General features: G+C 66.1%; 17 protein-coding genes, 1 tRNA gene and 1 other RNA gene. 11 read left to right on the forward strand and 8 right to left on the reverse strand.

Annotation, left to right across the window (positions count from 1 at the left end; translation table 11 throughout):
• Position 1 precedes the first annotated feature (1 nt).
• Entirely contained in the window at positions 2-1,693 is a 1,692-nt protein-coding gene (locus YM304_RS01340) for a hypothetical protein (RefSeq protein WP_015439828.1), read from the forward strand.
• A 97-nt stretch (positions 1,694-1,790) separates the two neighbouring features.
• Here the strand turns inward: YM304_RS01340 and ffs are convergent.
• Positions 1,791-1,889: signal recognition particle sRNA small type (gene ffs, locus YM304_RS23375), an RNA gene on the reverse strand.
• Between the two features lie 94 nt (positions 1,890-1,983).
• Between ffs and YM304_RS01345 the strand changes: the two genes are divergently transcribed.
• Both YM304_RS01345 and tadA read left to right on the forward strand, forming a co-directional pair.
• Positions 1,984-2,071 (forward strand) — tRNA-Ser (locus YM304_RS01345).
• 159 nt (positions 2,072-2,230) lie between these two features.
• Entirely contained in the window at positions 2,231-2,731 is a 501-nt protein-coding gene (tadA, locus tag YM304_RS01350) for a tRNA adenosine(34) deaminase TadA (RefSeq protein ID WP_015439829.1), read from the forward strand.
• Position 2,732: 1 nt separating this feature from the next.
• Here tadA and YM304_RS01355 read toward each other — a convergent pair whose 3' ends face one another.
• The gene (locus YM304_RS01355; RefSeq protein WP_015439830.1) at positions 2,733-3,602 is read right to left on the reverse strand and encodes a 5'-3' exonuclease; all 870 of its coding nucleotides are present in this window, start codon (positions 3,600-3,602) and stop codon (positions 2,733-2,735) included.
• A 284-nt stretch (positions 3,603-3,886) separates the two neighbouring features.
• Between YM304_RS01355 and YM304_RS01360 the strand changes: the two genes are divergently transcribed.
• Positions 3,887-5,221 carry a coiled-coil domain-containing protein gene (locus tag YM304_RS01360; RefSeq protein WP_154723262.1) on the forward strand — a complete coding sequence of 445 codons (1,335 nt, stop codon included), beginning with the start codon at positions 3,887-3,889 and terminating at the stop codon, positions 5,219-5,221.
• Between the two features lie 66 nt (positions 5,222-5,287).
• On the forward strand, positions 5,288-7,057 hold the full coding sequence (locus YM304_RS01365; protein ID WP_051071255.1) for a GspE/PulE family protein: 1,770 nt from the start codon (positions 5,288-5,290) through the stop codon (positions 7,055-7,057).
• A 180-nt stretch (positions 7,058-7,237) separates the two neighbouring features.
• Here YM304_RS01365 and YM304_RS01370 read toward each other — a convergent pair whose 3' ends face one another.
• On the reverse strand, positions 7,238-7,681 hold the full coding sequence (locus tag YM304_RS01370; RefSeq protein ID WP_015439833.1) for a hypothetical protein: 444 nt from the start codon (positions 7,679-7,681) through the stop codon (positions 7,238-7,240).
• Between the two features lie 241 nt (positions 7,682-7,922).
• Here YM304_RS01370 and YM304_RS01375 point away from each other — a divergent pair, with 241 nt between their 5' ends.
• A complete protein-coding gene (locus YM304_RS01375; RefSeq protein WP_015439834.1) occupies positions 7,923-9,194 on the forward strand; it encodes a type II secretion system F family protein in 1,272 nt (423 codons plus the stop codon).
• A 15-nt stretch (positions 9,195-9,209) separates the two neighbouring features.
• On the opposite strand, the gene YM304_RS01380 is transcribed toward YM304_RS01375, so the two are convergent.
• Complete coding sequence (locus tag YM304_RS01380) at positions 9,210-10,010, reverse strand: prepilin peptidase (RefSeq protein WP_041297888.1); 801 nt, start codon at positions 10,008-10,010, stop codon at positions 9,210-9,212.
• A gap of 74 nt (positions 10,011-10,084) precedes the next feature.
• Between YM304_RS01380 and YM304_RS01385 the strand changes: the two genes are divergently transcribed.
• The 4 genes from YM304_RS01385 (at position 10,085) to YM304_RS21700 (ending at position 13,552) form a co-directional block, all read left to right on the forward strand.
• Positions 10,085-11,251 (forward strand): type IV pilus twitching motility protein PilT, encoded by a 1,167-nt coding sequence (locus YM304_RS01385; RefSeq protein WP_154723263.1) that lies wholly within the window; start codon positions 10,085-10,087, stop codon positions 11,249-11,251.
• Between the two features lie 3 nt (positions 11,252-11,254).
• Positions 11,255-11,974: a DUF429 domain-containing protein gene (locus YM304_RS01390; RefSeq protein ID WP_015439837.1), complete on the forward strand. Its 720-nt coding sequence runs from the start codon at positions 11,255-11,257 to the stop codon at positions 11,972-11,974.
• Between the two features lie 86 nt (positions 11,975-12,060).
• A complete protein-coding gene (locus tag YM304_RS01395; protein ID WP_015439838.1) occupies positions 12,061-12,819 on the forward strand; it encodes an SDR family NAD(P)-dependent oxidoreductase in 759 nt (252 codons plus the stop codon).
• 46 nt (positions 12,820-12,865) lie between these two features.
• Positions 12,866-13,552: a class I SAM-dependent methyltransferase gene (locus tag YM304_RS21700; protein ID WP_083908158.1), complete on the forward strand. Its 687-nt coding sequence runs from the start codon at positions 12,866-12,868 to the stop codon at positions 13,550-13,552.
• A 130-nt stretch (positions 13,553-13,682) separates the two neighbouring features.
• Here YM304_RS21700 and YM304_RS01405 read toward each other — a convergent pair whose 3' ends face one another.
• From YM304_RS01405 to YM304_RS01420, 4 genes are all read right to left on the reverse strand, one after another.
• The gene (locus YM304_RS01405; protein WP_015439840.1) at positions 13,683-14,720 is read right to left on the reverse strand and encodes a D-2-hydroxyacid dehydrogenase; all 1,038 of its coding nucleotides are present in this window, start codon (positions 14,718-14,720) and stop codon (positions 13,683-13,685) included.
• Complete coding sequence (locus tag YM304_RS01410) at positions 14,717-15,571, reverse strand: fumarylacetoacetate hydrolase family protein (protein WP_015439841.1); 855 nt, start codon at positions 15,569-15,571, stop codon at positions 14,717-14,719. Before YM304_RS01410 ends, YM304_RS01405 begins: the two co-directional genes overlap by 4 nt.
• Positions 15,572-15,653: 82 nt before the next feature.
• On the reverse strand, positions 15,654-16,343 hold the full coding sequence (locus tag YM304_RS21705; protein ID WP_051071257.1) for a hypothetical protein: 690 nt from the start codon (positions 16,341-16,343) through the stop codon (positions 15,654-15,656).
• Positions 16,344-16,361: 18 nt separating this feature from the next.
• Positions 16,362-16,817, reverse strand: a complete 456-nt coding sequence (locus YM304_RS01420) for a glycine/sarcosine/betaine reductase selenoprotein B family protein (RefSeq protein ID WP_083908159.1) — start codon at positions 16,815-16,817, stop codon at positions 16,362-16,364.
• A gap of 246 nt (positions 16,818-17,063) precedes the next feature.
• On the opposite strand from YM304_RS01420, the gene YM304_RS01425 reads away from it, so the two are divergent.
• On the forward strand, positions 17,064-18,248 hold the full coding sequence (locus tag YM304_RS01425; protein WP_051071259.1) for an alpha/beta hydrolase family protein: 1,185 nt from the start codon (positions 17,064-17,066) through the stop codon (positions 18,246-18,248).
• Positions 18,249-18,256 lie beyond the last annotated feature (8 nt).

Consider the following 18,256-nt stretch of genomic DNA (forward strand, 5'->3'; position numbering starts at 1 on the left):
CATGACCAACGACGCTCGAACGGAAGTCTTCACACCTCCGAACACGTGCGCGCTCGATCCGTCGATCTCGTTGCCCGACTACGCGACCACGACCCATATCGAACCCCAGCCGGCCTGGCGCACCCTCAACGCTGCCCGCGAACGAGCGTTCACGGGTGAGATCAAGTTCTGCACCAGCCCACAGATCGTCACGTACGTCGACGGTGGAACCGTGTACTTCGCCGAGCGAGTCGGCGACGCACCACTCGGCGAGCGCCTCGTCGCCGCCGGCGTCGTGACGCAGCAGCAACTCGAGCGCGGCGTGGTCCGCGTCGGCGGAGCCGAGCACCTCGGCCGCCTGTTCGATCGTGACGAGACCATCGACCGTGACGCGGTGATGGTCGCCGTCGAAGCAGCGACCGACGCCCTCGTGAGTGAACTCGCAGCCGAGGTCGTCGCGCCGATCGAAGTCGGTGCCTACCGCCATCATCCGTCCGGCGTGCACCGTTGGTTCGTCGCTCCGGCCGACACCAGCCTGGCCCGGCCGGTCAGCGACGTCGCCCAGGTCGACCGCTCGGTCATCGACGAACTTCCCGATCTCACCACGGCCCGTACCGATGTCACCATCGAATGGGACCATCCGGCGCCGACCCACGACGACACGGCCGCAGCTTCGGCTCCGATCGGTCTCGATCGTCCCGACCCGGCCACGCTCGGGCTCGACATCGAAGCCGAACTCGGCCGTTTCAACGCCGACGAAGCCGACTGGTCGACGCAGACCCCGACCCCGCAGAGCGCCGCGACCGACGACACCTCCTGGCTCAACGACTTCCAGATCGTCTGGCCCGACGGAACCGAAGAACCAGCCACGCCGACACCGTCGCAGCGGCCGTCGTCCGACGCCGTCGACAGCGTGTCACTCGACGTTCCGCCGGCCACGCTGCCGGAGCCCGAGGCACCGCTGCCCAGCCCCGACGTGCCTTCGGCTGCCATCGAGGCGCAACCGGCGCCGCTCGAGGCAACTCCCGCGTTCTCGCTCGACACACCTCCGGTGGTCAACGGCGCATCGGCGCCTGCGCCGGTTGCCGACGACGCCGACGGCGTGCGGTTCGCGATGCCGCAGATCGTCATCGACTCGGCTCCCGAGCCCGATGCCGACATCCCGGTCGACGTCGCCGACGCGGTGCGTCGTGCGCTCCGCGCGATCGAGAACGCCGCCGTCGAGCCTGCCTCCCTGCGTCAGATCGATCTCGAACCGCTGACGCTCCCGGAGATCACCCTCGACTCGCTCGACGAGCAGCAGTCAGTCGCACCCGTCGACGTCGCCCCGGTCCAACCGGTGTCGTCCGTCGACGCTCCAGCGCCGACCGCCGAACACGACACGACCCGCGAGAACACGACGCTCGAGCAGTCGGCGTCCGTCGCCGGAGTCGCGCCGCAACCCGCGACGTTCGAGGCGCCGTCGCCCGAGCCGGTGTCGAGCTTCGCCCCGCCGAGCAGCGACATGCGAGCCGAAGCGATCTACGCCCGTGCCGCAGCCGAGGCCACGGCACCCGCCGTCCACACCGCGCCAGCCGAGTCGGCGGTGCAACCGCAACTCGCCCCCGAGCCGGGCCAGGCATCGGTCGTGTTCCTCGACGACGACGACGACAGCGGTCGGGCTCGCAAAGGCGCACTTCGCCGACTCATCGGCAGCCTTCGGCGCGCCGACTGATCGTCGATCGACGCCTCCCACTCCGTTCGGGCCGTGGCGCGCCGCCACACCCGTTCATTCGGAGGACTCCGTGGTCGTTCGTCCTGCTGAGCGAGGTGGCGACCAGGCGGTCTGCGGCACACGAACGATGCCGATGAAGGCTGCTACCTTCCGGTCCTGACCTGGTTCACGGGCGTCCATTGCACAGGACCCGGTCACCACCTCGCCCAGCAGGCGAACCCACTGGCCAGCGGGAAGAACCCGCCGGATGCAGTCAGTGTACTCCACGATACGCTGTTCGGCGCACACCCGGAGGGGTGCGAGAGCGGCCGAATCGGCACGCTTGGAAAGCGTGTGAAGGGCAACCTTCCGAGGGTTCGAATCCCTCTCCCTCCGCCATGCGTTGCGACGTGCAAACGCAGACCGACGAAGACCCGGGCCCGGCGCCCGGGTCTTCTGCTTTTTCGTGCCGGGCCGCTCGTGCTGGGACTCGTGTTCGCGACATCGAACCTCGATGCATCGCCGGGCGGCGCCTCGGGCCTGCGAGACTCTGATCACATGGAGCCGGACACCGACGACCTCGACACCGGTTCGCCGAACGCCGCGAGCTCACTGACCATCGAGCTGATGACCGTGGCACTCGACGAAGCCCGAGCAGCCGTCGACCACGACGACGTGCCAGTCGGCGCGGTGATCGTCCACGACGGCGTCGTCATCGCCCGGCGCCACAACGAGCGAGAACTCACCGGTGATCCGGTCGCGCACGCCGAAGTGCTGGCGCTGCGTGACGCCGCTGCGGTGCTCGGACAGTGGCGCCTCGACGACTGCACGATGTATGTCACGCTCGAACCGTGCGTGATGTGCGCCGGAGCGATGGTCAACGCCCGCCTCGGCCGGGTCGTGTTCGGCGCCACCGATCCGAAAGCCGGCGGAGTCGTCAGCCACTTCGGCGTGCTCGGCGGAGCGCCTCTCAACCACGCGGTCGCCGTCGAATCCGGCGCCCTCGCCGATCAGTGCGGCCAGATCCTGCGCGACTTCTTCCGCGCCAAGCGCCGCTGATTCAGCGACTCGCCACGTCGTTCGCGTGGTCGATCAACCCGGGAGCGCCGATCTGCTCACCGAGCGCAGCGAGTTCCGGTGATGGTCCGTGCCACTCCCAGTCGTCGACGCTGCCCACATCGAGGTCGACGTCGACCGTCGCGATCTTGCGGAACAGCAACGCGTCGTCGAGCTGCGCTTGCAGCGTGGCCGACAACTTCGCCGCACCGCGGAGACCGGGAACGTCCCACTGACCCGCCGATGCCGGAATGTCCTCGATGTGGCCGTACTTCGCGAGCACCAGTGACGCGCTCTTCGCACCCCAGCCCGGCAAGCCGGGGAATCCGTCGGCCGAATCGCCCACCAGACCGAGATAGTCGGGAATCGACGCCGGGCCGACGCCGAACTTGGCAACGACGCCGGCTTCGTCGATGATCTCGCGCTTGCGACGGTCGAACTGGACGACACGGTCGCCCACCACACACTGTCCCAGGTCTTTGTCGGGCGTGACGATGAGCACCTGATCGACTCGCTCGTCGGCGGCTGCGACCGCCGCCGCTGCGGCGAGCGCGTCGTCGGCTTCGTGGCTGACCATGCGCCACACCGTGAAACCGGCCGCTTCCAGGGCGTCCTCCATCACCGGGATCTGGTCGAGGATGGCCGGATCCATGCCTTCCCCATCCTTGTAGCCGTGGTAGAGGTCGTTGCGGAAGCTCTCGATCGTGTGATCGGACGCCACTGCGACGTGCGTGGCGCCGTCGTCGATCAACGCGAGCGTCGAGGTGACGACTCCAGCAGCGGCCGCCATCGGGTGACTGTCGCTGTGCCGAGCGGCCGACCCGAAGTGTTGGCGGAAGAGCTCGTAGGTGCCATCGACCAGATGAACGCGCATGACGGCACCATAACCCCGCCGCCCTCCACCGGAACGGGACGCGACCCCGCAAACGCCTGCTCGGCGCGACTTTTGCTTCAGAAATCACGTCACTCAGCCGATCACCTGACACCACCCTCCGTGAACCGTGAGCGCGGCGAGCGAGAAGTGCGCAGAGTCTCAGCAATTCCTCAAGAAGCCGACGACTCCCGTCGATACATCCATGTGGACCTACCGAGTCCACGACCAGAACACCGAGTACCGAACCCGCCAAAGACCAGCAAAGAGACCGCAAGAGGAATTCGATGAGCGACCAACTCGAACAAATGCAGGCGAACATCGTCGCAGCAGTTCAACAAGAGCTGTCGCGATTCAGTGGCGAAGTCGATTCGGCCGTCAAGCAGCTCCGCAGCGAACTCGCCGCCGGTACGGCAGCTCGCACCGAACTCGAGAACCAGGTGCGCTCGCTCGCATCGGCACTCGAGACCTCCCACGGCGCCAACACCAGATTCCAGGCCGACATCCAGCGAGCGCTCGAAGAGCGGCTCGCCGAGTTCAGCGAGAAGACCAAGCGTCGACACGACGAACTCAACACGCGACTCGGCCGCGTCGTCGACGAAGCCAACGTCGGGATCTCCTCCGCCGTCGAAGCCGCCGCTCGGCCCATTCTCAAGCAGTTCGAGCACCGCCAAGACCAGATGGACATCGAGGTCAAGAACCTCGACAGCAGCCTGCGCAAGTTCGACGACCAAGCCGGCCAGATGGTGTCCCACATCAACACCGTCACGTCGGCCATCGAAGGTCGCCTCGACCAGGTCACCAAGGACGTGCTCACGACGTTCGACGACCGTCACGCAGCCCTCGTGCTGCGCCTCGACGAAGTGTCGGCCGTTGCAGCCCGCCAGCAGACCGAGGTGAACAACCTCGTCGGCACTCGCGTCGACGCGACAGAAGATCGCATCAACGAACGCATCGTCGGCCTCGAGAGCCGCATGAACGAAGAGATCGGCCAACGCGTCGCCGACATCGATGCACACGTCGGACGCGTGAGCGCCGGCCTCGACGACGCCGTCATCACCCTCAGCGATCGCATCGCCAAGGCCGACGCACAGTTCCTCGCCGTCGAAGGCAAGTTCGCCGAGATCCGCGAAGAGCTGGCCAACCTCGACGAAGAAGCCATCGACGAGATGAAGGACCAGATCTCGAGCGCCCTCGGTCAAGCCGAACTCGTGCGCATCGAGATGGATCGCTTCAAGGTCGACATCGAGAAGGCGGTCGAGAAGAGCAACGTTCGACTCACCGAACTCGAAACGACCGTCCAGGATCAGAACATGGACGTCGAGACCGCTGTCCAGCTCGAACGCCTCGAAGAGGTCGAACGAGCCGTCCTCATGCTCGACCCCGACCAGTTCGTCCGACGCGACGAGATGGGCAGCGAGTTCCAGGCCGCCGCAGCTCCCGCCGGCTCGGTGTCGGTCGAAGAGACCTCGGGCACCGACGCCATGGACATGCTCGCCCGCATGGAAGCAGCCAGTGGTCCATCACTCGCCCCGCCGAACGCCGACCACGACGGCTCCGCCAACGGCGAACTCGAGTCCGCCGACTCGTCCTCGTCTCTCCAACCCCCGGTGAGTCACTGAGTTCGCCCAGCGCGCAACCGGCCACCACGATGACCCACCCCCGCCAAAGATTGAACGGAACTCACGATGGCAATCGGACGTAAGAAAGTCGAAGAAGCTCCCGCCGGCGGTGTCGCTGTCGCGGAGAAACCCGAGACGGGCGAGTCGTCCGAGCAGTGCATGGCCACCGGTCAGGCACTCGTCCAGGCCGGCTTCCTCGACGCCGAGAAGCTCGCGACGCTGCTCCAGGAGTCCAACGGAGACCTCCTGAAGTTCAGCGACTTCGCCCTCACCCGACACGGTGTCGGTCGAAACGAACTCGCTCAAGCCGTCGGCGCAGCATGTCAGGTACCGGTCGGCGACCCCAGCGTCGGGGAACTCGACGAAGAGATCGCCACGAAGGTCCCCGAACAGATCTGCCGTGACCACAAGGTCATCGCCATCGCCGAGAGCCCCGAAGGGCTCGTCCTCTACGCCGCCGACCCGTCGCCCTGGCGCCGGCAGCAAGTCGAAGCAGCAGCCGGCGGACTCCGGTTCGCCTGGCGAGCCTCCGACAACAAGACCGTCACCTCGTTCATCGAGCAGATGTTCCGCACCTCGTCGAACCTCGACGAGATCGTGTCGACGTTCGCCGGCGAAGAGATCCAGCGCAAGGAAGCGGAGAAGAAGGGCGGCGAGGTCAACCTCGACGACCAATCACCCGTCGTCCAGCTCGTCGCCAAGATCGTGAGCCAGGCGCTGCGCGACCGCACGTCCGACATCCACATCGAACCACTCGACGACCGTCTCCGCATCCGGTTCCGCGTCGATGGTCACCTTGTCGAAGCCTTCAGCCTCCCGCTGTCGGCCCACAACGCACTCACCTCCCGACTCAAGATCATGTCGGAGATGAACATCGTCGAGAAACGAGCACCGCAGGACGGGCAGTTCTCGACCAAGGTCGACGGCAAAGAGCTCGACGTTCGTGTCGCCTCCGTGGCGACCGTGTTCGGCGAGAAGATCGTCATGCGTCTCCTCGACAAGTCGAAGTCGATGGTCGGCCTCGCCGAACTCGGCATGCCCAAGGAGACGTACAACACGTACTCCAAGCTGGTGCACGCCCCCTTCGGCATGGTCATCTGCGCCGGACCGACCGGTGCCGGTAAGACGACGACCCTGTACGCCACCCTGCTCGAGATCAACTCGACCGGCAAGAACGTCACCACGGTCGAAGACCCAGTCGAGTACGTGTTCCCCGGCATCAACCAGGTGCAGACCAACGAGAAGGCCGGCCTCACGTTCGCCACCGGCCTCAAGGCCCTCTTGCGTCAGGACCCCGACGTCATCCTCGTCGGTGAGATTCGAGACGCCGACACCGCACGCATCGCGATCCAGTCGGCCCTCACCGGTCACTTCGTGCTGTCGTCACTGCACGGCACCGACGCCGTCGCCGCGCTCCACCGTCTGCTCGACATGGGCATCGAAGCCTTCCTCGTCGCCTCCGCGATCGTCGGCGTCGTGTCACAGCGACTCATCCGCAAGATGTGCGACAACTGCAAAGAGCCGTACGAGCCCGGAGCAGAAGAACTCGCCGTGTTCCGCCAGCACTCAGGTGGCAGCGAGAAGACCCAGTTCTTCCAAGGCGCCGGCTGCAGCTACTGCTCCGGCACCGGCTACCGCGACCGCATCGGCGTCTACGAACTGCTGCGCATCACCCCCGAGATCCGCCGCCTCATCGTCGGCTGGGCCACCACCGAAGAACTCCGACGCCTCGCCGTCGCCCAGGGCATGCGCACCATGCTCCGCGAAGCGATGCAGCTCGTTGAAGACGACATCACCACCGTCCCCGAAGTCGTCCGCACCCTCTTCGCCCACTGATACATCGACGGTTGGTCTTCGCCACGTCGTCGACCCGGAAGGTCTTCGGCGTTTCGGCCGGTCAGGTCGACGGTTGGTCTTCGCCACGTCGTCGACCCGGAAGGTCTTCGGCGTTTCGGTCGGTCAGGTCGACGGTTGGTCTTCGCCACGTCGTCGACGTGCACGAACTGGTGTACCTGATCAGCGGGTGTCGCAGACCTCGATGACGAAGTTGTTGAGCGAGGCAGCCTTGCTGCTGCGGTCGATGCCGATGATCTCCTCGGTGGTCACCCCCACTCCTCCAGCGCTGATCGAAGCGAGGCGGTCGTCGACGTCGTCCGCCACGTCGGCCAGCTCGGTGCGGAGATCGTTGTCGAACTTGTCGTGCCAGCCCGGCTGGATCACCGGATCGAGCGCATCCAGCGCTTCGGCTTCCGCTTCGAGCCGGTCGCGGCTCCCCAGACGCAACGATCCCTGCCGACCGGTCTGGTAGATCTCGAACCACTCCAACGCCGGAGGACAGAACGCCGCCACCTCGTCATCGCTCAGATTGTGCGTGGGTTCGGTATCGGCGCAACCGACCCCGGCCCCCGTCATCACGAGGGCGAGGATTCCGAACCTGAGTGCGATGCCGAGCCGCTGCATGCCCCGAGCATCCGCCCGGACCGTCAACCGAGCGTGACCCGCCGTGACGTAACGGTGCGTGAGGGCGATTTCTGCCCAGGCTCGATGTCGTCGCGTGAGGGTGATTTCTGCCCAGGCTCGATGTCGTCGCGAGGTGGTTTTGTCTCAAGAAATTTCAAACTCTGGCTTAAAGCGCGGTGAGTTCCTGCCGATGTATCTCTGAACGAAGTCTTGAAGAAACGTCGAAGACAGGAAATGACCGATGCCAAAATTCGCTTATGCAGCCATTGACCCGCAGGGAGCGCCCGTCGAAGGCGTGACCAAGGCTGACACCATCGGCGCAGCGCGTGCGAACCTGGTCGAACAGAACTTGTTCCCGACCAAGATCGAAGAGACCCGAGGCCTCCTCGACTTCGAACTCACCGCGGAGAAGGTGAAGAAGAAGGAGCTGATGCACTTCACGCGTCAGCTCGCCGTGTTCGTCAAGGCCGGCATTCCGATCACCGACGCACTCGTGACGATCGGTGACGAAACCGAAGACGTCGCCCTGCGGCGCGCGCTCAGCAACCTGATCGACGACCTGCGCAACGGTGGCCTCCTGTCGGCTGCCGCTGCCAACCACCCACACGTCTTCCCCGACTACTACGTCGGCATCCTCCAGTCGGCCGAGCTCACCGGTCAGCTCGACACCGCACTCGAGAGCCTCGCTGAGTACCTCGAACGAGAGATCGACACCCGCTCCAAGGTCGTCGGTGCGCTCTCGTACCCGATGGTCGTCATGGTCATGGCCTTCGGCACCGTGCTCCTGCTGGCCGGCTACGTGCTCCCGCAGTTCAAACCCCTCTTCGAGGAACTCGGCGCCGAGCTGCCCCTCCCGACGCGGATGATGCTCTTCTTCTCCCGCTTCTTCACCGACCTGTGGTTCATCACCGCCGGCTGTTTCGTGGCGTTCATCGGCACTGCGCTCTTCTTGAAGAAGCACCCGACCGGCAAGATCTGGACCCAGCGCATGGTCCTCAAGCTGCCGATCATCGGCGGCATCATCGACTACGCCATGCTCGAACGGTTCTGCCGCATTCTCGGCGCCATGGTCAAGGCCGGCGTGCCGCTGCCCGAAGGACTCAAGACCACGACCGAGGCCACCTCGAACATCGTCTACCGCGAACGCCTCGACGTCGCCCGTGCGCAGATGCTCGAAGGTCGGGGTTTCTCCGGCCCGTTGATCGAAACCGAGCTGTTCCCCGGCGCCGCCAAGCAGATGTTCAAGGTCGGTGAAGAGACCGGTACGTTGGACGATCAGCTCGAGGTCGCCGCCATCTACTTCGACCGTGAACTCGAGAGCCGCATCAAGAAGTTCACCACCATGTTCGAACCGATCATGATCGTGTTCGTCGGTGTGATCGTCGGCTTCGTCGCCATCGCCCTCGTGTCGGCCATGTACGGCGTGCTCGGCGGCATCAAGGAAGACGCCGCACCGGTCGTGACCGGTGTGCAGACCGTCGCCGAGGCCGCTGGACACGGCAGTTCCTTCTGATCGCCTAACGGCGAATCAGCGAGCGAGAACGAGATCGACGAAATGTTGTCCGACGAACACAGCGACGACGGCACCGGCCGCGAGGAAGGGACCGAACGGCACCGCAGTCTGACCATCGGCCTTCTTGGCGATCATCGCCGGAACCGCAGCGAGCGTTCCGAGGATGAAGCCGAAGAACAGGCCCGGGGCGACGATGCCCGGATTGATCCAACCGAGGAACAGACCGAGGAACGGGGCCAGGATCACGTCGCCGAAACCGAACGCGACGTCCTTGCCGTAGCGCCAGTTGGCGCCGAGGTAGATGCCGCCGATGATCGCCAACGCGATCGCGGCGCCCAACACCGACATCCAGATGCGCTCGGGTTCCTCGATCACGAGCGCCGAGATGGTGAGCGCGACGCCACCGAGGCCGGCACCCCAGAACGTGATCTCTCGCGGCAGTCGCTGCTCGCGGAGATCGATCCAACTCTGAGCGACGAGCGTCGCTCCGAAGATGCAGAACGCCGGCAGCGCCGACACGAGGTCGTCGATGAACTTCAACGCGAAGATCGTGAAGATCGCTGCCGTCGCGAGTTCGATCACGATCGGCTCGATGCCGATCTTGGTCTTGCACTGGCGGCACTTGCCGCCCAGCGCGAGCCAACTCAACACGGGAACGAGATCGATGGGCCCCAACCGGAGCCCACAGTTTCCGCACGCACTCGGCGGTGCCATCACCGAACCGCCGCGTGGCACACGATCCACCACCACCGTCAAGAACGAGCCGATCAACAGGCCCATCACGACGACCAGCGGGATCAGCACAACAAGTTCCATCTCTACCCAACTCCCGGCCTCGCGCCGGACCGAATTCCCGGACTCGTTCCGGCCTAGCGGGAGGTTAGACCACCATGCAAGAACCAGATCCGATGCTCGTCAATTTGGCGACCGCAACTGTCCAGGCCGGTGCTTCCGACCTCCACCTGACCGTAGGCCGTCCGGCCACGGTGCGCCGTGATGGCACGCTCGTCGGCTTCGAGAACGTCCCGGTGCTCTCGTCGACCGAGATCGATCGAATGATCTACTCGTTGATCGACGAAGAGCAGGCCAAGGAGCTCGAGAACAACAAACAGGTCGACTTCTCGTTCGGCCTGCCCGGCGTCGGTCGATTCCGTGCCAACGCGTTCAGCCAGCGCAACTCGCTCGCTCTCGCCCTCCGTGTCGTGCCTTTCCGTGTGCGTACCCTCGAAGAGCTCGGTGCTCCATCGGCATGCACGACGCTCCTCAACCGTCCGTACGGCATCGTCCTCGTCGTGGGACCGACCGGTTCCGGCAAGTCGACCACGCTCGCGGCAATGGTCGACCGCATCAACGAGACCAAGCCGTTGCACATCCTCACCATCGAAGACCCGGTCGAGTACCTGCACCATCACAAGATGGCCATGGTCAACCAACGCGAAGTCGGCACCGACGTGGGCTCGTTCGAGAAGGGCCTGAAGAGCGCCCTTCGTGAAGACCCCGATGTCGTGCTCCTCGGCGAGATGCGAGACCTCGAGTCGATGGAGATCTCGTTGTCGCTGGCCGAGACCGGCCACCTCGTGTTCGCCACGCTGCACACCAACGACGCGGCGCAGGCGCTCGACCGAATCATCGACGTGTTCCCGGCCGAACGGCGTGACCAGATCCAGATCATGCTCGCCGGTGCGCTCCAGGGCGTCATCTCGCAGCGTCTGCTCCCGGCCGTCGGCGGCGGTCGTGTGGCGGGCTACGAGATCATGATCGCCAACGAGGCGATTCGTAACCTCGTGCGTGAAGGCAAGTCCCGGCAGATGCGAAACATCATCGCCACCGGCGGCGCCGAGGGCATGCAGACCATCGAGATGGACCTCGCCCGCCTCGTGGCGGCCGGCCTGATCTCGATGGAGACGGCGATGGAGTCCAGCGCCTACCCGAAGGAGATCCAGGCGCAGCTCGCCACCGCTCGTGCTCAACTGCAGGCACAGGCCACGATGTCGACGGGTCAGTCCGGTTCGTCCGGTTCCGGCACGTTCGCCAACGAGGTCCCCGCCGAGGCCTGATCGATGGTCGTCAAGAAACTCCCGTACAAGAACCTCGCCGGTGTCGTGCCGTGCCCGGCCGGTTGGGTGATCCTGCCGGCGCGCATGGCCGGCATCACGGTCGCCGCCGAGGAGGCGTTCGTGGTCGAACGACTCTTCGACGTGCTCGACTTCCGCCCCACATTCGATGCTGCGGCGATCAATGCTCCCATGGGGTTGCGTGACGAGCCGGGCGCCGAGTTCCGGCAGTGCGAGATCGAAGCTCGCGAGTTCGTCGGATGGCCGCGAGCTGCGGCGATCTATGGAACGCCCAGTCGCGCGGCCCTGTCCGAAACGAGCGGCTTGGCCGCGTCGAAGCTCGAGCCGTGGATGAACGGACACGACAAGCGACGGTTCCGCTGGCTGCGCGAAGCGGCACAGGAACTGCAGCCGTATCACTCGCGTCGAATGTTCTCGGCGCATCCCGATGTGAGCTTCACGCAGATGAACGGCGAAGTCCCGCTCAAGACCTCGCCGTTCCACGAGGAAGGTCGCCTCGAACGACTCGAACTCATCAAGCAGCAGTTGCCCGGCGTCGACGAAGTCGTCACCCGTACGCCGCCGAAAGGTGTGCACCCGACACACCTGGTCAGCGCCGCAGCGCTGCTCTGGACGGCTCGCCGCGGCAGCGGCCGAGCCATCTCGCGCTTCCCACTCGATCCCGCATGGGACGCCGAGGGGATGCGCATGGAACTCGTTCGCTGACCGACCGACACGCGCGCCGTGTCGGTGTGTCGCCGAATGGCGCCTGTCACCGTTCGCCGTGGTCAGGTGTGCGCGACACTTGGTGCATGTGGAAACGAGCGTTGGTCACGGGAGCGTCGTCGGGGATCGGTCGCGAGATCGCGCGGCAGCTCGCTGCTGACGGCACCGAGCTGGTGGTCGTCGCTCGTAACGAAGCGCGCTTGGTCGAACTCGCCGAGTCGCTCGACGTCGAGTGTCAGGTGCTGGTCGCCGACCTCGGTGAGCGGGGCGAGTTGTCGATCGTCGAGGAACGTCTGCGTGACACGTCGGCACCGATCGACCTGCTCGTCAACAATGCCGGATTCGGACACACCGGTTCGATCGACGAGCTCGACATCGAGCGTGAAGCCGCTGTCGTCGACGTCAACGTGGTCGCTGTTCATCGCTTGTCGTTGATCGCAGCGCGGGTCATGGTCGCGGCCGGGCGGGGCGGGATCTTGAACGTGTCGTCGATGGCCGGGTTCATGGCGAGCCCGGAGGGAGGCACGTACGCGGCGACGAAGTCGTTCGTCACGACGCTGAGCGAGTCGATGCACACCGACCTGAAGCGGCGCGGCGTACACGTCACCGCGCTGTGTCCCGGGTTCACGCGCACCGAATTCCAGGAGCGCGCCGACTACGACACGTCGAAGTTGCCCGACGTCGTCTGGCAGTCGGCCGAAGAGGTCGCCGCGGCCGGGCTCGCGGGGATCGCGAAGAACACGGCGATCGTCGTTCCGGGTGCGAAGAACAAGATCGGGGCGCTGGCGATCAACGCGATGCCACGTCGTCTCCGCCGCTTCGCCCTCGACAAGCTGCCGACCTAGCCGGCCACATCCCCGTTGGCGTTGCCGGGACGGTTACGTTCTGGGCATGCCTGAGGCCCACGATGACGCGCACCATGACCATCACCACGATGACGGTCATGGTCACGGTCACGCCAATGATCGAGGCCTGCGCGGGATGCTGCGGTATCTCCGCTGGGCGCCGAGCATGTGGAGGTCGGAGATCAACACGGCGGTGCTCGAGATGCTCGCCGTGCAGCCAGGCGAGCGGGTTCTCGACGTCGGCGCCGGGATGGGCGCCGGTTCGGTGCTCGCCGCACGCGGTGGTGCCACGGTCGTCGCGGTGGAGCCGACGCCGTTCATGCGCCGAGTGCTCAGCGGGCGCCGTCTGTTGCAGCGTGATCGATCGCGCATCGAGGTCGTCGACGGCTCGGCCGAGGAGATCCCGGTCGCCGACGACAGCATCGACGCGGTGTGGGCGGTCAACACCATGCACCACTGGGTCGATGTCCAGCGAGGCGTCGGCGAGATCGGTCGCGTCATCCGACCGGGTGGACGGGTGCTCTTGGTCGACGAGGACTTCCACGACCCGGCGCACCCCGACCACGACCGCTTCGGGGGCGAGGGGTCGGCCGATGACCACCACGGCTTCACCATGGTCGATGCCGACGCGATGGGGACGTTGCTGTCGGCTGCGGGCTTCGGCGACGTCGTCGCCGCGAAGCGAGATGTCGGCGGACGGCCGGCGATCGTCGTGACCGCCACCGGCGCCTGACACCGTGCCCCCACGCCGAGGGTGATTTCTGCCCAGGCTCGATGTGGTCGCGTGGGGGTGATTTTTGCCCAGGCTCGTTGTCGTCGCGTGGGGGTGATTTTTGCCCAGGCTCGATGTGGTCGCGTGGGGGTCAGTGGTCGGAGAGGTCGACTTCGTTGACCATCGGTGAGCCGTCGGCGAAGCGTGCGAGGTTCGTCGCGAGCAACGATTCGAGGTTGATCATGTAGCGATCGAGCGACACCGACGTGTGCGGTGAGAGATACAGGTTCGGGGCGTCCCACAGCGGGTCGTCGGCCGGCAGCGGCTCGACCTGGGTGACGTCGAGCGCCGCAGCGCGCAGATGACCCGATTCGAGCGCGGCGATCAGGTCGGCCTCGACGACGTGCGCACCGCGGCCGACGTTGCAGAAGATCGTGCCCTCGGGCATGGCGGCGAAACGATCTGCGTCGAACAGGTCGATCGTCGTCGGATTCGACGGCAGCGTCGACACGACCACGTCGCAGCGCCGCAACATCTCGTCGAGGTCGGCGGCGGGGAACAACTCGTCGACCGCATCGTCGACGTCACCTGGCTGCGCGCTCGCTCGTGTCGCCAGCACGGTCATGTCGAACGCCCGGGCGCGCCGAGCGACCTCGCGGCCGATCGAGCCGAGCCCGGCGATGCCGATCGTCCGCCCCGTCGCCTCCGTGCCGAAGACTCCCTCCCACTCATGGCGCTGTTGCTGCTGATCGAACGTGCGGAGGTGCTTCCAGATCTGCAGGACGCGAGCGATCACGAACTCGCCGATACCGGCGGCGCCGAGACCGCTCGCGTTCGTGAGTCGCACTCCTTGGCGGTGCAGCGCTTCGAGGTCGTACTTGTCGTAGCCAGCGGTGATGCTCTGGATCCACTGCAGCCGGGGCATCAGTTCGTCGAGACCGTCGGGAAGATCCAGCCCGATGGCGACGTCGGCGCGTTGCCATGCGGCGCGCATCTCGTCGGTGATCTCTGGCGTTTCGAGCCCGGTCGTGTTGCGCCCGTTCTGGTGCCCGCGAGCGGAACGGAGCTCCTCCGACTCGGTGTACGGCGTCCACACGACCTCGGCGCCTGGGTGCGCGGCGTCGATCACGTCGAGCAGCGACGGCGACGGTTCGAACCCGATCATGACGGCGACGACCATCGAGCTCATGCGTGATCTCCGACTCGGATGCAACGATTCGTGATCGTCCCGATGCCGGCGATGGTGGACTCGACCAGATCGCCGTCGGCCAGGAAGTTGCCGGTCGACCCTCCGACACCGGCCGGGGTGCCGGTGAAGATCAGATCTCCGGCCGCCAGCGTGGTCACGTGCGACAGGTGGTTGATGAGTGTCGGAACACCGAAGATCAGTCCGGACGTCGATGCGTTCTGGCGAACGTCGCCGTTGACGCTGCAGGTGATCGCCAGGTCGTCGGGGTCACCGACCTCGTCGACCGACACGACGACCGGCCCGATCGGTCCGTAGGTGTCGAATGACTTGGCCAGACCGAAGTGCGGTGGGTTGGCGGCGAACTGCATCCGCCGATCGGAGACGTCCTGACCGACGGTGAGGCCGGCGACGTGGTTCCACGCGTCGGCCTCGGCGATGTCTTTGCCGCCCGGACCGATGACGACGACCATCTCGACCTCGTAGTCGACGAAATCGCTTCGGAGTTCGATGGTGCTGTTGGGTGCGCAGATGCACGACGGGAACTTGGTGAACACCAACGGCGTCGACGGCGGCTCCATGTTGCTCTCGGCCGCGTGATCGCTGTAGTTGAGGCCGATGGCGAACACGTTGCGAGGCCGCGGGACCGGGCTGAGGAGCGTCGCATCGTCGAGCGAGCCGGTGGGGGAGGCGTCGCCGAGGCGTGCGGCGAGCGCTGCGAGTCGTTCGGGTCGTTGCAACGCCGCCATCGGGTCGGAGCTCAGCGAACCGTCGCTGATCGTCTCGAGGTCGACGTAGTCGTTGCCGGTGACGAGCGCGGCGCGCCCGTCGACGTTGGCGAGTCTGAATCCCATCGACGCAGTCTGACGCCCGTCGACCGTCGACGACGACTTCGCTCCGCTCGAATGGCCGTCGACCCTGACGAACCTCGCGGGCTCAGTCGGGCGGGCGGTGTGCCGGGGCCATGTAGAACCACATCGGGAACGGCGCCTCCTGCTCCTTCATCGCTCGGCGTGCAGCGTTGATGGTCTTGCCGGCTTCGGTGGTCTCGTAGAACCAGGCCTCGACCGCACGGCTGCCGGGAGGCGGGCCGTCGACCAGTTCGAGCGCCGCTTCCTCGTAGTACGAGCGGATGTCGTGCACCACTGCGATGGTGTTCTTGCCGGGCAGCGGATTGTCCTTCCACGAGGCGCCGTCACCCCACTGGTGGAGGATCGAGAGTGCGTCGGGGATGGTGTCGGCGTCGATGACGCGGCCGACCGAGGTCACGCCACGCTTCGCGACCGCACGGTTGTAGGCGGCGCGCAACCCCTTCGCTTCGTCGACGCTGGCCGGAAGGTTCGGGTCGAAACGGGGAGGGATCGCGCACGAGATCGGCGTCTCGTCCGCTTCGATCACCACTGGATGGGTTTCGAGCACCGGGCCGGTGGCGTCGAGGAGCGCGAACGCTCGGTGCAGCACGTCGGTCTGGAAGTCGGCGTCACCGGGACGGCCGAGCGGGCGGCCGAGGGGAAACTCGCAGTAGAGCGCTCGTGGCGGCGCGATCTGCTCGGCGACTTCCTTCATCGACGCGAGGACGATGGTGGTGAGGCCGGCTGCTTCGAAGACGTGGGCGAGCGTACTCACGGTACGCGTGCAGAGCGGTCAAACAGGGGTGAGGATCACCACGTCGACGCCGTCGGCCTGCATGTCGGCGGCGCACGCCGGGCCGGTGTCGAGCCGGAGTTCGCTCACCGTGTCGGGCTGATTGCCGGCGAACGCGTAGTGGCGCGGCGCGACCTCGCCGATCACACCGGCATCGGCCAGCTCTTCGAGGCGGTCGATGGGGTACACCACGTTCACGTCGATCTGGAACCCGGTGCGGTCGAAGTTGGGGCTCCAGTGTCCGAGCACGAGATTGCGGTCGGCGCGGTCGAGCGATCGATAGCTGGTGTCGCCCTGCGTGAACTTCTCGTCGTCGGGCCGATGGAGCGCCGCCGAGGTGACGATGGCGACTCGCGCCTCGGAGAGGGGCTTCGTCAGCGGGTTGAACGCGCGCTCGTCGAACTCGGGAACCGGCGTGGTCGCCCCGAACTCGCGCATGGTTGCATCACCGGACATCGTGGACTCCTCGTCGATCGGAGGTTGGCCGCCGGGCGTTCGCGCCCGTCGTTCGCTCCATCATGGCGTGTCGGGCCGCTGGGAACTGAACGCGAGTTGAGCGGGACCTGAGCGGGATCTGAGCGAGACGTGCTCGTGACCGTGTTCCGGCGAGCGCTCACTGCGGGTGAGCGTGGGACGGCGGCGACGGTTACTGTCGTGAGACCAGCCGTGGGTCGCCGTGACCTCGGCGCCATGAGGAGCCGCATGACGATTGTCGACGAGGTGTTCGGGCAGACGAGGGATTGGATCGTCGGTCACCGAGAAGACGATCTGCCGCGGGCTCGGCTCACACCGGCACTCGCCGCGAAGTGGATCGTCGACGAATGGGCCCTCCAGCTCGAGTCGGCCAACAGCCGCCTGCGCGCTCCGTCGATGAGTTTCCGGCGCCGACTCCGCGACGAACTCGGCGACGGCGTCGAGATGTTCAACACGGAGGGCTGGGTCGACGATCCGCGGAGTTACCACGAGGACCCACCGCCGCTGAAGCGTCCGCGGATGACGAAGAAGTCGGTCGCCGGCCTCGAGTACGAGCACCTCATCGTCAAGAGCGGGTACGAGCCGCACGCCGACGAGCCGGGCCGTGATCGTTGGCTCGGCTACGAGCCGAACCGCAACGCTCACGCCTGGGTGCTGCGCCACGACGACGGGCCTCGGCCGTGGCTCATCTGCATCAACGGGTACCGCACGGGCACGCCGCTCGTCGACTTCACCACCTTCAACGCAAAGCACCTGCACCACGATCTCGGGCTCAACCTCGCGTTCCCGGTGTCGCCGTTGCACGGCCCGCGTTCGGTCGGGGCGTCGGGCGACCGCGTGCTGTTCGGCGGGGCGATGAACACCGTGCACACCGCGGCACAGGCGATCTGGGACATCCGACGCCTCAAGTCGTGGATCCAGGACACGCAGGACGCGACCGCCGTGGGCGCCTCGGGTATCTCGCTCGGCGGCTACTTCACCTCACTTCTCGCGTGTTTCGAAGATGACCTCGCGTGCGCGATCGCGGGGGTCCCCGAAGCCGATCTGGTGCGGGGAATGCGCCGCAACGTCGAAGCCCTGCTCCCGCCGTTCTACGAGCAGTGGGGTTTGAGTTGGCGGTCGCTGGAGCGCGTCAACCGGGTGGTGTCGCCGCTCGCGATGGACCCGCTGATCCCGAAGGAGGCTCGCTACATCTTCGGAGGGCTCGTCGACCGCTGGGTTCGGCCCGGCAACGTGCATGCGCTGTGGGAGCACTGGGACGAGCCCGAGATCTGCTGGTATCAGGGCAGTCACCTGTCGTTCCGGATCGAACCCGAGGTCAATCGGTTCATCGACCGGGCACTTGCCGACCGACTCGGGGTCGTCGACGCTCGGAGCACGTCCGGCCGCTCGCACATCCGGCTGATCTCGTAACCGACGGA

Origin of the sequence: Ilumatobacter coccineus YM16-304, from assembly GCF_000348785.1 — a bacterium.
GTDB lineage: Bacteria > Actinomycetota > Acidimicrobiia > Acidimicrobiales > Ilumatobacteraceae > Ilumatobacter_A > Ilumatobacter_A coccineus.

Coding starts and splice junctions, on each gene's coding strand:
- YM304_RS01340 (WP_015439828.1), top strand. CDS start 2: ATGACCAACGACGCTCGAACGGAAGTCTTCACACCTCCGAACACGTGC.
- tadA (WP_015439829.1), top strand. CDS start 2,231: ATGGAGCCGGACACCGACGACCTCGACACCGGTTCGCCGAACGCCGCG.
- YM304_RS01355 (WP_015439830.1), bottom strand. CDS start 3,602: ATGCGCGTTCATCTGGTCGATGGCACCTACGAGCTCTTCCGCCAACAC.
- YM304_RS01360 (WP_154723262.1), top strand. CDS start 3,887: ATGAGCGACCAACTCGAACAAATGCAGGCGAACATCGTCGCAGCAGTT.
- YM304_RS01365 (WP_051071255.1), top strand. CDS start 5,288: ATGGCAATCGGACGTAAGAAAGTCGAAGAAGCTCCCGCCGGCGGTGTC.
- YM304_RS01370 (WP_015439833.1), bottom strand. CDS start 7,681: ATGCAGCGGCTCGGCATCGCACTCAGGTTCGGAATCCTCGCCCTCGTG.
- YM304_RS01375 (WP_015439834.1), top strand. CDS start 7,923: ATGCCAAAATTCGCTTATGCAGCCATTGACCCGCAGGGAGCGCCCGTC.
- YM304_RS01380 (WP_041297888.1), bottom strand. CDS start 10,010: ATGGAACTTGTTGTGCTGATCCCGCTGGTCGTCGTGATGGGCCTGTTG.
- YM304_RS01385 (WP_154723263.1), top strand. CDS start 10,085: ATGCAAGAACCAGATCCGATGCTCGTCAATTTGGCGACCGCAACTGTC.
- YM304_RS01390 (WP_015439837.1), top strand. CDS start 11,255: ATGGTCGTCAAGAAACTCCCGTACAAGAACCTCGCCGGTGTCGTGCCG.
- YM304_RS01395 (WP_015439838.1), top strand. CDS start 12,061: ATGTGGAAACGAGCGTTGGTCACGGGAGCGTCGTCGGGGATCGGTCGC.
- YM304_RS21700 (WP_083908158.1), top strand. CDS start 12,866: ATGCCTGAGGCCCACGATGACGCGCACCATGACCATCACCACGATGAC.
- YM304_RS01405 (WP_015439840.1), bottom strand. CDS start 14,720: ATGAGCTCGATGGTCGTCGCCGTCATGATCGGGTTCGAACCGTCGCCG.
- YM304_RS01410 (WP_015439841.1), bottom strand. CDS start 15,571: ATGGGATTCAGACTCGCCAACGTCGACGGGCGCGCCGCGCTCGTCACC.
- YM304_RS01420 (WP_083908159.1), bottom strand. CDS start 16,817: ATGTCCGGTGATGCAACCATGCGCGAGTTCGGGGCGACCACGCCGGTT.
- YM304_RS01425 (WP_051071259.1), top strand. CDS start 17,064: ATGACGATTGTCGACGAGGTGTTCGGGCAGACGAGGGATTGGATCGTC.